This is a genomic window from Aeromicrobium sp. (assembly GCF_049586495.1).
In the GTDB taxonomy this organism is placed as follows: Bacteria; Actinomycetota; Actinomycetes; order Propionibacteriales; family Nocardioidaceae; genus Aeromicrobium.
Map to the genome: position 1 here is coordinate 1 of NZ_JBAVCB010000213.1, position 14,057 is coordinate 14,057.

Annotated in this window: 14 protein-coding genes; 7 read left to right on the top strand and 7 right to left on the bottom strand. The window is 68.0% G+C overall.

All coding sequences use genetic code 11. The features are described 5' to 3' along the window. The 7 genes from WB508_RS11355 to WB508_RS11385 form a co-directional block, all read left to right on the top strand. On the top strand, positions 1 to 1,628 hold a 1,628-nt coding region (locus WB508_RS11355; protein ID WP_423844995.1), incomplete at its 5' end, for a transketolase family protein. 27 nt (positions 1,629 to 1,655) lie between these two features. Then, the gene (gene tal, locus WB508_RS11360; protein ID WP_423844996.1) at positions 1,656 to 2,744 is read left to right on the top strand and encodes a transaldolase; all 1,089 of its coding nucleotides are present in this window, start codon (positions 1,656 to 1,658) and stop codon (positions 2,742 to 2,744) included. Position 2,745: 1 nt separating this feature from the next. After that, positions 2,746 to 4,323, top strand: coding sequence for a glucose-6-phosphate isomerase (locus tag WB508_RS11365; RefSeq protein ID WP_423844997.1), 1,578 nt, complete (start codon positions 2,746 to 2,748; stop codon positions 4,321 to 4,323). Continuing rightward, positions 4,320 to 5,849 carry a glucose-6-phosphate dehydrogenase gene (gene zwf / locus WB508_RS11370; RefSeq protein WP_423844998.1) on the top strand — a complete coding sequence of 510 codons (1,530 nt, stop codon included), beginning with the start codon at positions 4,320 to 4,322 and terminating at the stop codon, positions 5,847 to 5,849. Before WB508_RS11365 ends, zwf begins: the two co-directional genes overlap by 4 nt. Next, positions 5,850 to 6,752, top strand: a complete 903-nt coding sequence (locus WB508_RS11375; RefSeq protein WP_423844999.1) for a glucose-6-phosphate dehydrogenase assembly protein OpcA — start codon at positions 5,850 to 5,852, stop codon at positions 6,750 to 6,752. Continuing rightward, the gene (pgl, locus tag WB508_RS11380) at positions 6,749 to 7,450 is read left to right on the top strand and encodes a 6-phosphogluconolactonase (protein WP_423845000.1); all 702 of its coding nucleotides are present in this window, start codon (positions 6,749 to 6,751) and stop codon (positions 7,448 to 7,450) included. The genes WB508_RS11375 and pgl overlap by 4 nt, the downstream gene beginning before the upstream one ends. Before the next feature lie 38 nt (positions 7,451 to 7,488). Continuing rightward, complete coding sequence (locus tag WB508_RS11385; protein WP_423845001.1) at positions 7,489 to 8,055, top strand: protein-L-isoaspartate O-methyltransferase family protein; 567 nt, start codon at positions 7,489 to 7,491, stop codon at positions 8,053 to 8,055. Positions 8,056 to 8,064: 9 nt separating this feature from the next. Here the strand turns inward: WB508_RS11385 and WB508_RS11390 are convergent, their stop codons facing one another. The 7 genes from WB508_RS11390 to whiA form a co-directional block, all read right to left on the bottom strand. Further along, positions 8,065 to 9,696 carry an acyl-CoA dehydrogenase family protein gene (locus tag WB508_RS11390; RefSeq protein ID WP_423845002.1) on the bottom strand — a complete coding sequence of 544 codons (1,632 nt, stop codon included), beginning with the start codon at positions 9,694 to 9,696 and terminating at the stop codon, positions 8,065 to 8,067. A gap of 29 nt (positions 9,697 to 9,725) precedes the next feature. After that, positions 9,726 to 10,082, bottom strand: a complete 357-nt coding sequence (locus WB508_RS11395; RefSeq protein ID WP_423845008.1) for an RNA polymerase-binding protein RbpA — start codon at positions 10,080 to 10,082, stop codon at positions 9,726 to 9,728. Beyond that, positions 10,079 to 10,315: a preprotein translocase subunit SecG gene (secG, locus tag WB508_RS11400; protein ID WP_423845003.1), complete on the bottom strand. Its 237-nt coding sequence runs from the start codon at positions 10,313 to 10,315 to the stop codon at positions 10,079 to 10,081. The genes WB508_RS11395 and secG overlap by 4 nt, the downstream gene beginning before the upstream one ends. 17 nt (positions 10,316 to 10,332) lie before the next feature. Continuing rightward, a complete protein-coding gene (gene tpiA, locus WB508_RS11405) occupies positions 10,333 to 11,142 on the bottom strand; it encodes a triose-phosphate isomerase (protein ID WP_423845004.1) in 810 nt (269 codons plus the stop codon). Then, the gene (locus tag WB508_RS11410) at positions 11,142 to 12,350 is read right to left on the bottom strand and encodes a phosphoglycerate kinase (protein WP_423845005.1); all 1,209 of its coding nucleotides are present in this window, start codon (positions 12,348 to 12,350) and stop codon (positions 11,142 to 11,144) included. The genes tpiA and WB508_RS11410 overlap by 1 nt, the downstream gene beginning before the upstream one ends. A gap of 1 nt (position 12,351) precedes the next feature. Further along, on the bottom strand, positions 12,352 to 13,356 hold the full coding sequence (gap, locus tag WB508_RS11415) for a type I glyceraldehyde-3-phosphate dehydrogenase (RefSeq protein WP_423845006.1): 1,005 nt from the start codon (positions 13,354 to 13,356) through the stop codon (positions 12,352 to 12,354). 84 nt (positions 13,357 to 13,440) lie between these two features. Beyond that, a partial coding sequence (whiA, locus tag WB508_RS11420; protein ID WP_423845007.1) for a DNA-binding protein WhiA occupies positions 13,441 to 14,057 on the bottom strand: 617 nt, incomplete at its 5' end.

Genomic DNA, 14,057 nt, shown 5'->3' on the forward strand with positions numbered 1-14,057 from the left:
CCCAGCAGCTGGGCAACCTGACGGTCCTGTACGACGACAACGAGATTTCGATCGAGGACGACACCGACGTCGCCTTCACCGAAGACGTGGCCGCCCGCTACGAGGCCTACGGCTGGCACGTGCAGACAGTCGACTGGACCAACGGCGGCACGGGCTACACCGAGGACGTCCAGGCGCTCTGGAATGCGTTCCAGGCGGCAGAGGCGGTCACCGACAGGCCCAGCTTGATCCGCCTGCGCACCATCATCGCGTGGCCGGCACCCACCAAGCAGAACACCGGCGCATCGCACGGATCGGCTCTGGGCGCCGACGAGATCGCCGCCACCAAGAAGCTGCTCGGATTCGACCCCGAGCAGACCTTCGAGGTCGCCGACGACGTCTTGGCCCATACTCAGGACGGAGCCCGCGATCGTGGCCAGGCGGCGCACGCCGAGTGGCAGGTCGGGTTCGAGGCGTGGAAGACCGCGAACCCCGAGGGCGCGGAGCTCCTGGATCGCATGACCGCGCGTGAGCTGCCCGAGGGATGGGACGCCGACCTGCCGATCTACGAGGCGGACGCCAAGGGCGTCGCCACACGCGTCGCCTCGGGTGAGTTCCTCACGGCGGCGGCACCGAAGCTGCCCGAGCTGTGGGGAGGCTCCGCCGACCTCGCGGGGTCGAACAACACCACGCCGAAGGGCCAGCCGTCCTTCTTTCCACCCGAGCGCTCCACCACGATGTTCAGTGGCGACTGGTACGGCCGCGTGCTCCACTTCGGTATTCGTGAGCACGCCATGGGCGCGGTCATGAACGGCATCGCGCTGCACGGCCCCACCCGCGTCTATGGCGGCACCTTCTTGGTGTTCAGCGACTACATGCGTCCCGCGGTGCGCCTTGCCGCTCTGCAGCGCCTGCCCGTCACCTATGTGTGGACTCACGACTCGATCGGCCTCGGCGAGGACGGACCTACCCACCAGCCGGTCGAGCACCTGTCGGCACTGCGAGCCATCCCCGGCCTCGACGTCATCCGCCCGGCGGATGCCAACGAGACCGTCGCGGCGTGGCGCACCCTGATGGGCCTCACCGACCGACCGACCGCGCTGGCACTGAGCCGGCAGAACGTGCCGACCTTCCCCCGCGGCACCGATGACACCGGACAGGACTGGGCCTCTGCCGCACAGGTGTCCAAGGGCGCCTACGTCCTGTTGGAGGCACCGGACGGCGCTGAGCTGGACGTGATCCTGGTCGGCACCGGTTCGGAGGTCCAGCTGGCAGTCGCGGCCCGCGAGACGCTCGCCGCCGAGGGCATTGGGGCGCGCGTCGTCTCGATGCCGTGTCGCGAGTGGTTCGAGGAGCAGGACCCGGCGTATCGCGACGAGGTCATCCCGCCCACCCTGCGCGCTCGCGTCTCCGTCGAGGCTGGCGTCTCGCTCGGCTGGCGCGACGTGGTCGGCGACGCCGGCCGCATCGTCGGACTCGATCATTACGGCGCCTCAGCGTCCTTCGCCACGCTCTACGAGGAGTTCGACATCACAGCGAGCGCCGTCGTCGCTGCTGCCAAGGAGTCGATCGCGGCCGCGGGGGCGGCCCCGTCGGCCCCGTTCCACGCCCGGCCTGCCGGGTCCATCGGTCCGGCCGACACTCACTGACCACCACTTTTTCCTGAAGGGGATTCCATGAACAGCCGTCTGCAAGCCCTCGCCGACGCCGGTGTGTCCATCTGGCTCGACGATCTGTCCCGTGAGCGCATCGAGTCGGGAAATCTCACGTCTCTCGTCGAGGAGGCTGGCGTGGTGGGAGTCACCACGAATCCCACGATCTTTGCCTCCGCGCTGTCCGACGGCGATCGCTACAGCGGTCAGATCGCCGAGCTCAAGGAGTCCGGTGCCGACGTCGACACAACCGTGTTCGAGCTCACCACCACCGACGTGCAGAATGCGTGCGACATCCTGCGGCCGGTGTTCGACGCCACCGACGGTGTCGACGGCCGGGTCTCCATCGAGGTCGATCCGGGCATGGCCCGCGACTCCGACAAGACCGTCGCGATGGCCCAGAAGCTGTGGGACCGCGTCGACCGGCCCAACCTGTTGATCAAGATCCCCGCCACCGAGGAGGGCCTGCCCGCCATCGCGGCCACCATCGCGGCGGGCATCAGTGTCAACGTCACGCTGATCTTCTCGCTGGACCGCTACCGCGGCGTCATGGACGCCTACCTCTACGGTCTCGAGCAGGCGACCGCCAATGATCTCGACCTGGCCACGATCCACTCCGTGGCGTCGTTCTTCGTCAGCCGGGTCGACTCCGAGGTCGACGGCCGACTGCCCGAGGGACATGCCCTGCGTGGCCAGGCGGCGATTGCCAACGCACGTCTCGCCTTCGAGGCGTACGAGCAGGTGTTCGGCGGCGACCGATTCGCAGCGCTCGCCGCCAAGGGTGCGAACCGTCAGCGTCCGTTGTGGGCCTCGACCGGCGTCAAGGATCCGACGTACTCGGACACGATGTACGTCACCGACCTGGTGGTCGCCAACACCGTGAACACCATGCCGGAAAAGACGATGAAGGCCTTCGCCGCTCACGGGGAGGTGCACGGAGACCAGGTGACCATGCACTACGACGACGCCCGGCAGGTGATCGCCGACCTCGAGGCCGAGGGAATCTCCTACGACGAGGTCGTCGCGGCGCTGGAGGACGAGGGCGTCCAGAAGTTCGACGCCTCCTGGGCCGAGCTGCTGGAGACGGTGAAGACCGAGATCGAGAAGGCCTGACGTGCTGGCCGTCGGCCTGACGTCCGCCGACGCCGCAGAGCTCGACACGGCTCTGCGGCAGGCGGTCGCCGACGAGGTGGCCTCGCGGATCGGCGATCAGGACCCCACGCTGTGGGGCCGCGACGCCGAGGAAGAGGCGGCCCGGCGACTGGCGTGGGTGTCGCTCGCCACGACGTCGCGCCCGCTGGTCGACCAGATCATCGGCCTGCGCGACGAGGTTCGCGCCCGCGGTCTCGATCGGGTCGTGCTGTGCGGCATGGGTGGGTCGTCGCTGGCGCCGGAGGTCATCTGCCACACCGCTGGGGTCGATCTGACGGTGCTGGACTCCTCGCAGCCGGACATGGTGCGCGGTGTCCTCGCTGACCGCCTCGACGCCACGGTGGTGGTGGTGTCCAGCAAGTCCGGCGGCACGGTCGAGACCGACAGCCAGCGTCGTGCCTTTGAGCAGGCGTTCCGCGACGCCGGCATCGACCCGGCAGAACGCATCGTCGTCGTGACCGACCCGGGTTCGCCCCTGGAGACAGAAGCCCAGGAGGCCGGATACCGCGTCTTCGCCGCGGATCCGGACGTCGGCGGCCGCTACTCCGCACTCAGTGCCTTCGGGCTGGTGCCGAGCGGTCTGGCCGGAGCCGACATCGCGGCACTCCTCGATGACGCCGAGGCTGCGCACGACGCGGTCTTCGCCGACTCGTCCCAGAACCCGGCACTGCGACTCGGCGTGCTGATCGGCGTCGCCCACCGTCATCGCGTCGACAAGCTGGTGCTGGCGGACCAGACCGGCCACGGTGTCGGCGACTGGATCGAGCAGCTGGTGGCCGAGTCGACCGGCAAGCAGGGTCGAGGCGTGCTTCCGGTCGTCGTGCCGTTCCAGAACGCAGTGAACTTCGAGCCCAGCTCGGCCGACTCGATCCTCGTCACGATCGGCACCACGGAGCCGTCCGAAGCGCAGTCCGGGTGGTCGGTCGGGATCGACGGACCGCTGGGTGCCCAGATGCTGGCCTGGGAGGTCGCCACCGCCGTGGCCGGACGTCTGATCGGCATCGACCCGTTCGACCAGCCCGACGTCGAGAGCGCGAAGCAGGCGGCCCGCGAGGTCCTGGACAGCGGCTCTACTCCCCCGCAGCCCGATGCAGTCGACGGCGGGATCGAGCTGTACGGCACCAGCGCGTCCACCGTCGAGGCTGCCGTCAGGGTCCTGCTCGACCAGCTGGACCTCTCCCACGGCTACGTCGCCATCCAGGCTTACCTCGACCGCCACGCCCTGCAGGATCTGGCCTCGGTGCGGGAGAGCGTGGCCGCCCGCGTGGGTCGGCCCACCACCTTCGGCTGGGGACCGAGGTTCCTGCACTCGACCGGGCAGTTTCACAAGGGTGGCACTCCCCTCGGGGTCTTCCTGCAGATCACCTGTGAACCGGCCCAGGACCTCGCCGTGCCGGGTCGCGACTTCACCTTCGGCTCGTTCATCGCCTCCCAGGCTGTGGGAGATGCCCAGGTGCTCCGCGACGCCGGACGCCCCGTGCTGCGTCTGCACCTGACCGACCTCGACGCGCTCGCCCGAGTGCAGGACGCGCTGCGATGACCTCCAATCCGCTCCGCGACCCCCAGGACCGCAGGCTCCCGCAGATCGCCGGTCCGTGTGGCCTGGTGCTGTTCGGGGTCACTGGTGATCTCGCCAAGCGCAAGCTGATCCCAGCGATCTACGATCTCGCCAACCGCGGCCTGCTGCCGCCGGGATTCGCGCTGGTGGGATTCGCCCGGCACGACTTTGGACGCGACGGCTTCGCCAAGCTGGCCAAGGACGCCGCCAAGGCCGGTGCGCGCACGCCGTGGCGCGAGACGGTCTGGAAACAGCTGTACGCCGGGGTCCGATTCGTCGAGGGGTCCTTCGACGACGACGACGCGTGGCAGGAGCTCGCCAGGACCTTGGCCGAGCTCGACGAGACCCAGGGCACGCAGGGAAATCACGCCTTCTATCTGTCGATCCCGCCCGGCCTGTTCTCGACCGTCGTCAACAAGCTCAAGCAGCACGGGCTCGCCAGTGCCACCGACCAGCACCCGGATGCGTGGCGTCGAGTGGTCATCGAGAAGCCGTTCGGACACGATCTCGCATCGGCACAGGAGCTCAATCGAACCGTCGGGGAGGTGTTCGAACCGGAGTCCGTCTTCCGCATCGACCACTATCTGGGCAAGGAGACCGTGCAGAACATCTTGGCGTTCCGGTTCGCCAACGGCATGTTCGAGCCGGTCTGGAACAGCAACTACGTGGACCACGTGCAGATCACGATGGCCGAGGACATCGGCATCGGCACCCGGGCTGGCTACTACGACGGCATCGGCGCAGCCCGTGACGTGATCCAGAACCACCTGCTGCAGCTGATGGCGTTGATCGCCATGGAGGAACCCGTCTCGTTCAATGCCAAGAGCCTGCGCATCGAGAAGCAGAAAATTCTCGCCAATGCCCGTCCACCGGCCCGGATGGACCTGCACACGGCGCACGCCCAGTACACCGCCGGCTGGGCCGGCGGCGAGCAGGTCAAGGGCTACCTCGAGGAAGAGGGTATTCCCGCCGACTCGACGACGGAGTCATTCGCCGCCATGCGCATCGACATCGGCACCCGCCGCTGGGCCGGCGTCCCGTTCTACCTGCGCGTCGGCAAGCGCCTCGGCCGACGCGTCACCGAGGTCGCCGTGGTGTTCAAACGCGCACCACACCAGCCGTTCAGCAGCAACGACGTGGAGGAGCTGGGCCAGAATGCGTTGGTCATGCGGATCCAGCCGGATGAGGGCGTCACCCTGCGATTCGGTGCCAAGGTGCCCGGCACCGTCATGGAGATCCGCGACGTCAACATGGATTTCGCGTATGGCGGAACGTTCGTCGAGAGCAGCCCGGAGGCCTACGAGCGTCTGATCCTCGACGTCCTGCTGGGCGAACCACCGTTGTTCCCGCGGCACGAGGAAGTCGAGATGTCGTGGCAGATCCTCGATCCCGTCATCAAGCACTGGGCGCGACAAAAATCGATCGACACCTACCCGTCAGGCACCTGGGGTCCGGATTCGGCCAACGCCATGATGGAACGCGACGGACGCCGCTGGAGGAGACCGTAGATGCAAATCACGCTCGAGCACACCAACGCCTCCACCATCGCCAAGGAGATGGTGCGCGCGCGTCTGGCGTCCGGCAGCCCGGCAATGGACATGGTGTTGACGCTGATCGTGGTCTGCGACGACGACACGGTCGAGGACGCTCTCAGCGCGGCCACCACATTGTCCCAGGAACACCCCTCGCGGGTCATCGGCGTCATTCTCGGCAAGGGCACTGGCGGCCCAGATCTGCACGCCAAGATCCGGGTGGGCAGCGACAGGTCCGGAGAGTCGATCCTGTTGCGGATGTCCGGCCAGCTGGTCAAGCATGCGGAGTCTGCCGTGCTGCCGCTGCTGCTGCCTGACTCCCCCGTCGTCGTCTGGTGGCCAGGTTCGGCTCCCTCAGACCCCGCGTCCGATCCCATCGGCGCCTTCGGCACCCGCCGCCTCACCGACGCAGAGGCCACGTCGCAGGCAGTGCGCAATCTGACCCGCGTGGCCAAGCACTACACCCCGGGCGACACCGACCTGTCATGGACGCGACTGACACCGTGGCGCGCGTTGCTGGCCGCAGCCCTGGACCAGGTGCAGAGCCCGGTGACCGGCGGCAGCATCTCGGCCGGTCCGGGCAACCCGGCCGGCGTGCTCCTGGAGGCTTGGCTGGAGAGTCGGCTCGGAGTCCCGATCACATGGCACCGTGTCGATGCCGACCAGATCATGCTGGTCACGCTGGAGACCAAGGCTGGCGAGGTCCGGATCGAGCGCGAGGACGAGAACTCCTGCACGTTCAGCGTTCCCGGTTCGGCGCCCCGCACCGTGCCTCTCGCCCGACGCACGCTCGCCGAGTTGCTGGCCGAGGACTTGCGCAGGCTTGACTCCGACCAGATCTACGGCGACACCGTCCAGTACATGCTGGCGCACCGATGAGTGCCGAGCGGATCGTCCACCCTGACCCTGAATCACTCGCGACGGGCATCGCCGATCGGCTCGGTCGCCTGGTCACCGCTACGCAGTCCGAGGGCCGCGAGCCGCACGTCGTGCTGACCGGCGGCACCATCGCCATCGCCGCGTACGAGCGGCTACGCGCCGACGCTGCCGACTGGTCGCGGGTGCACTGGTGGTGGGGCGATGAGCGGTTCGTGCCCGCCGGTCACGCCGATCGCAATGACCAACAGGCACGTGATGCCTTCCTCGACCGGCTGGCCGTCCCCGCTGACCACGTGCACGCCATGCCTGCGCACGGCTGCTCCGAGTCGATGGCCGAAGCCGCGGACGGCTACGCCGCCACCCTGCCCGCCAACCCCTTCGACCTGGTGCTGTTGGGCATGGGCCCAGACGGGCACGTGGCGTCGCTGTTCCCAGGCTTTGCCCAGCTGACCGAGATGGATCGGCGCTGCGTCGAGGTCTTCGGATCTCCCAAGCCGCCGTCCGAGCGGATCACGCTGACCTTCCCCGCGCTCAACCACGCCGCCGAGGTGTGGTTCCTCGTCTCGGGCGAAAGCAAGGCCGAGGCGCTCACCAAGGCCTTCGGCGACGGCCCGGTGTTCGAGACCCCGGCCAGGGGCGTCCGCGGCCTCCAGCAGACCCTCTGGCTGCTCGACGAGGGTGCTGCGTCCGGCTCGTAGCACCCGTAGGTGCCTGCCCAGATGCCACACTGGTCCGCGTGGATGCCGTCGATGATGCTTTCTCCGCGGTGCCGCGCCACGACTTCCTGCCGCGGTCGCAGCGCCGACGCGCGGCGGCCGATGAGCCTCTCCCCATCGGTCACGGCCAGACGAACTCCCAGCCACGCACCGTGGCGACCATGCTGCGGTTGCTCCAAGTCCGACCAGGCGACCGAGTGCTCGACGTCGGCGCCGGCTCCGGCTGGACCACCGGGCTGCTCGCCCACCTCACCGGGCCGCAAGGGATCGTCATCGCGACCGAGATCGTCCCGGAGCTGGTGGAGGTTGGCCGCGCGAATCTGACCGGCTCCTCTGCATCCGGTCTGAGCTGGGCCCGCATCGAGAGCGCCGATCCGGACGCCATCGGCTGGTCGGCCGAGGCGCCATACGACCGGGTCCTGGTCTCGGCAGAGGCCCGACAGCTACCAACCTCTCTCGTCGATCAGATCACGGTGGGTGGCCGGATGGTCGTGCCGGTCAACGGCACCATGCTGCTGGTGCGACGCGGCCCTGACGGCGTGGCCGTCACGGAGCACGGGCGATACCGTTTCGTTCCCCTGCTCTGAGCGCTTGGTTCAGATCTTGGGGACAGCGCGATCGATGATCGACGCGAGGTCAAGGCCGGGCGGCAGGGTGCCGAAGACGGTGCCCCAGTAGCCGTCGAGGCGTGAGGCCGCGAAGGCGTCGGCCACGGCAGGATGACCGAACCGCACCAGCAGGGAGCCCTGCAGGGCCATCGCCATGTCGCCGACCACGGTGCGCGCGCGTGCCTCGAGCGTGTTGGGATCGCCGAAGGCTTCCTTGAGACCGGCCACGAAGGTGTCCAGACGGTGATCTGCACCCGACGTGACATCCAATTCATCGAACAGCACCTGCAGCGTCTCGGGCTGCCGGGCGACCGCCCGCAGGGTGTCGAGCGCCGCGACGTTTCCGGACCCTTCCCAGATGGACATCAGGGGTGACTCACGAAACAGCCGCGGCATGCCGGAGTCCTCGATGAATCCGTTGCCGCCCAAGCACTCCAGCGCCTCGGCCGCGTGCATCGGCGCGCGCTTGCACACGTAGTACTTCGACGCGGCCAGGCCGATGCGCCGCAACGCCGCTGCTCTCTCGTCACCGGCCAGCGCCTGGTCGGTCAGGTCGGCGAGCCACAGCGCCACGGTCGTGGACGCCTCGGCCTCGACCGCGAGGTCGGCCAGCACGTTGCGCATCAGCGGCTGGTCGATCAGTGCCTTGCCGAAGGCCGACCGGTGGGTGGCATGGTGCGCCGCCTGCTGCACGCCGACGCGCATGCCCGATGCCGAACCCAGAGTGCAGTCCAGGCGAGTCATGTTGACCATCTCGATGATCGTCTGCACGCCGCGACCCTCGTCGCCCAGCCGCCAGCCGATGGCTTGGTCGTACTCGATCTCGCTGCTCGCGTTGGACCGATTGCCCAGCTTGTCCTTGAGCCGCTGCAGCGCGATGGCGTTGGCGGTGCCGTCCGGCAGCACACGCGGGAGCACGAAACAGGTGAGTCCCCCGGGCGCCTGGGCGAGCGTCAGCAGCACATCGGACATCGGCGCGGACGTGAACCACTTGTGGCCCACGATCCGGTAGGTGCCATCGCCCTGGTCCTGGGCCGTGGTCGTGTTGGCTCGCACGTCCGATCCGCCCTGCTTCTCGGTCATCGACATGCCGGCGAGCAGGCCCTGCTTGTCCGTCGGGACCGCGAACGACGGGTCGTAGGCACGGTTGGTCAGCAGCGGCTCGAACTGGGCGGCGACGTCCGGGTCGACCCGAAGAGCCGGCACGGCGGCGTAGGTCATCGAGATGGGGCAGACGTGGCCGGCGTCGGACTGCATCCACGCGCTCAGGCCCGTGGCGCGCACGAGGTGGGCGTGCGGGTCATCGGAGGCCCAGACGGCACCGTGCAGGCCGAAGCCAACAGCCATCGTCATCAGCTCGTGATACGCCGGGTCGTACTCGACCTGATCGATCCGTTGGCCGTAGCGGTCGTGCGTGTGCAGCACCGGCTCGTTGCGCTCGGCCAGCTCGCCGAGGTGACGCACGTGCGCGGACCCAGCGGCCTCGCCGATCTCGCGCACCTGGTCGACCGCGTGCGTGGCGCCCGCCCGCTGCAACGCCTCCTGGTACGGCGCGTACGCCGAGGCGTCGTCGTCGACGAGCGGGGGAACCTGATTGGTCACGAGATGCGTGGGAGGCACCCCCCAAGGTTACCCGTGAGTACTCCGAATCAGAAGATGATCTCGCCAGACTTGCGCTTGGCGCGCAAAGTCTGGATCGCCTCGGTGAGCAGCTCGGCAGCCTCGTCCTCGGAGCGGCGCTCCTTCACGTAGGCCAGATGCGTCTTGTAGGGCGCAGCCTTGGGGGCTGTCGGGCGATTGTTCGAGTCGATGCTGGCCGGCATGCCGCAGCGGGGACAGTCCCATGCGTCGGGCAGGTCGGCCTCGAGAGCGAACTGCAGCTCGGTGGTGTGGTCGTTGATGCAGAAGAACGTGACGTGATGCCGGGGTGCAGCCTCGCCACGTTCCGCCTCGCCCATGGGCCCGGAGCCGATACGGCTTCCGCGAATGGCACCTGCGGCCATCAGTTGCTCACCTTCAACAACAGCCCGAGGGCGAAGATGGAGACGACCCAGATCGCGGCAATGCCGACCGTGATGCGGTCGAGGTTGCGCTCGGCCACTGAGGAACCGCCGAGCGAGCTGGAGATGCCGCCGCCGAACATGTCGGACAGGCCTCCGCCGCGTCCCTTGTGCATGAGCACCAGAACGATCATCATCGCGCTGCTCAGGACGAGCAGGATGGAGAACAGCAAGATCACGTCAGGCCTTCGATAGATCAGGCGCCGGACAGGTCCGGCATGTCATAGAACCGGGCCACACCCGCGAACTCCTCCGCCTGGAGGCTGGCGCCACCCACCAGGGCCCCGTCGACGTCCGACTTGGCCATGATCGAAGCGATGTTCGCGGCTTTGACCGATCCGCCATACAGGATACGCATGGCATCGGCCACTTCCGACGACCAGGTCTCCGCGACCCGATGACGGATCGCCGCACAGACCTCCTGAGCGTCGTCCGGGGTCGCGACCTCGCCGGTGCCGATGGCCCATACCGGCTCGTACGCGATGACGACGGTGGCCAGCTGCTCGGCGGTCAATTCGGCCAACGAGCCGTCTACCTGGGCAAGCGTGTACGCGACGTGCTCGCCGGACTGGCGGACCTCGAGGCCCTCGCCCACGCAGACGATCGGCGCGATGCCGGCATCCAGAGCCTTGCGGGCCTTGGTGTTCACCAGCTGATCGGATTCGCCGTGGTACTCACGACGCTCCGAGTGCCCGACGACCACGTAGGTGCAGCCCAGCTTGGCCAACATGGCCGCCGTGATCTCGCCGGTGTACGCGCCGCCGTCGTGCTCGGAGACGTCCTGCGCGCCGTAGCCGATCTGCAGGTGGTCACCGTCCACGAGCGTCTGCACGCTGCGCAGGTCAGTGAACGGCGGAACGACCACGACTTCGGCCTTGGCGTAGTCGTGCTTCTTGTCCTCGAGGGTCCAGGCCAGCTTCTGCACCAGGACCACCGCTTCCTGATGGTTCAGGTTGGACTTCCAGTTGCCCGCCATCAGCGGTGTACGTGCAGAGGTCTTTGACATCAGACGTCAGTCCCTTCCAGGATCGCGAGTCCGGGCAAGGTCTTGCCCTCGAGGTACTCCAAGCTGGCTCCACCACCGGTGGAGATGTGTCCAAAGGCATCATCGTCGAATCCGAGCTGACGGACTGCAGCCGCAGAATCGCCGCCGCCGACGACTGACAGGCCATCGATCTGCGTCAGCGCTTCCGCGACGGCTCGCGTACCAGCTGCGAATGAGTCCATCTCGAACACGCCCATCGGCCCGTTCCAGAACACCGTGCGTGCGCCGCGGATGATCTCGGCGAATCGCTCGGCAGACGCCGGACCGATGTCCAGGCCCATCTGATCGGCTGGCATCGCGTCGGCTGCCACCACGCTGGCGTCGGCGTCGGCGAACGCCGGCGCCACGACGATGTCAGTGGGCAGCACGATCTCCACCCCTTGGGCAGCCGCCTGCTCCACGTAACGCGTGGCGACGTCGAGCTGATCGGCTTCGAGCAGTGACGTGCCGACCTCATGGCCCTGAGCCTTGAGGAAGGTGAACACCATGCCACCACCGATGAGCAGCGCATCGGCCTTGTCGAGCAGGTTGTCGATCACTCCGAGCTTGTCGGAGACCTTGGAGCCGCCCAGCACCACGACGTAGGGACGTTCCGGGCTCTCGGTCAGGCGCTTCAGCACCTCGACCTCGGCCTGCACGAGCCCACCCACGGCGGACGGCAGACGTTCGGCGATGTCGTAGACGCTGGCCTGCTTGCGGTGCACGACCCCAAAACCATCAGAGACGAAGACGTCGGCCAGCGCGGCGAGCTGGTCGGCGAAGGCTCCCCTCTCGGCGGCGTCCTTGCTGGTCTCGCCGGCATTGAATCGCACGTTCTCGAGCACGGCGACCTCGCCGTCGGCCAGACCGCTGACGACGCGCTGCGCGTCGTCGCCCACCGTGTCGGTGGCGAACTGGACCGGCTGGCCCAGCAGCTCGGCGAGGCGCGCGGCCACCGGCTCGAGCGAGTACTTCGCGGCAGGAGCACCGTCGGGACGCCCGAGGTGCGCCATGACGACGACCCGGGCACCAGCATCGGCCAAGGTCTGGATGGTCGGCACGCTGGCGCGCACCCGTCCGTCGTCGGTGATCCTGCTGCCGTCGAGCGGCACGTTGAGATCACTGCGAACCAGCACACGCTGGCCGCGCACGTCACCCGCGTCAGCGAGGAGGTCTGAGACCGTCTTCACGTCAGAGCGAGGCGCCGACGTGCACGACCAGGTCGGCGAGGCGGTTGGAGTAACCCCACTCGTTGTCGTACCAGCCAACCACCTTGACCTGATCACCGATGACCTTGGTCAGGCCGGAGTCGAAGACGCACGACGCCGGATCGGTGACGATGTCCGAGGACACGATCGGATCCTCGGTGTAGACGAGGAATCCCTTGAGGGGGCCTTCGGCGGCATCCTTGATGATCTGGTTGACCTCCTCGACCGTGGTCTCCCGCGAGGCGGTGAAGGTCAGATCGGTCGCCGAGCCGGTGGGCACGGGCACGCGCAGCGCGTAGCCGTCGAGCTTGCCCTTGAGCTCGGGCAGCACCAGACTCACGGCCTTGGCGGCACCCGTCGAGGTGGGGACGATGTTGATCGCGGCGGCGCGCGCACGGCGCAGGTCCGAGTGCGGCGCATCCTGCAGGTTCTGGTCCTGCGTGTACGCGTGGATCGTGGTCATCAGACCCTTCTCGATGCCCAGCGCGTCGTTGAGCGCCTTGGCCATCGGGGCGAGGCAGTTGGTCGTGCAGGACGCGTTGGAGATCACGGTGTGCTCGGCCGGGTCGTAGAGGTCGTGATTGACGCCCATCACGATCGTGACGTCCTCGTTCTTCGCTGGCGCCGAGATGATGACCTTCTTGGCTCCGCCGTCGATGTGGGCCTTGGCCTGGGTCGCGTCGGTGAAGAAGCCCGTGGACTCCACGACGATGTCCACGCCGACTCCGGACCAGTCCAGCTTGGCCGGGTCGCGCTCAGCGAAGGCGACGATCTTCTGGTCGCCGACGTAGATGTGGCCCTCGTCATGCGTGACGTCGGCGTCCAGACGCCCGAGGATCGAGTCGTACTTGAGCAGGTGGGCGAGAGACTTGTTGTCGGTCAGGTCGTTGACGGCGACGATCTCGATGTCGGCACCGGAGGCGCGAACCGCCCGGAAGAAGTTGCGGCCAATGCGGCCGAAGCCGTTGATTCCTACGCGAACGGTCACGGGGACTTCTCTCCTGCGGTGGTCGGGTGGGTGACGTCGTCAACCCTACTCAGTGTCGTGGCCTCCGGGCGAGTCACCCGCAGATCAGCCGTCCGAGAGGGCCTCTTCGCCCAGGGATGCCTCGGTGTCGGGGATCCCGAGCTCATCAGCCTTCTTGTCGGCCATGGCCAGCAGACGCCGGATGCGGCCGGCGATCGCGTCCTTGGTGAGGGCAGGCTCGTGCAACCGGCCCAGCTCCTCCAGGCTCGCCTGACGGTGCTCGACCCGCAGGCTTCCGGCCATCTTGAGATGATCAGGAACGTCGTCAGCGAGAATCTCCAGCGCCCTCTGGGCGCGGGCTCCCGCCGCGACTGCCGCACGAGCCGAACGGCGCAGGTTGGCGTCATCGAAGTTGGCCAGGCGATTGGCCGTGGCGCGCACCTCGCGGCGCATGCGGCGCTCCTCCCAAGCCAGCAGGGACTCGTGGGCTCCAAGGCGAGTGAGCAGTGCGCCGATGGCTTCACCGTCGCGGATGACCACGCGGTCGACTCCTCGCACCTCCTTGCCCTTGGCGGAGATGCCGAGGCGGCGGGCCGCGCCGACCATGGCGAGTGCGGCCTCGGGTCCGGGGCAGCTGACTTCGAGGGCAGATGACCGGCCGGGCTCAGTCAGCGATCCGTGCGCCAGGAACGCGCCACGCCATGCGGCGACGGCGTCGCACG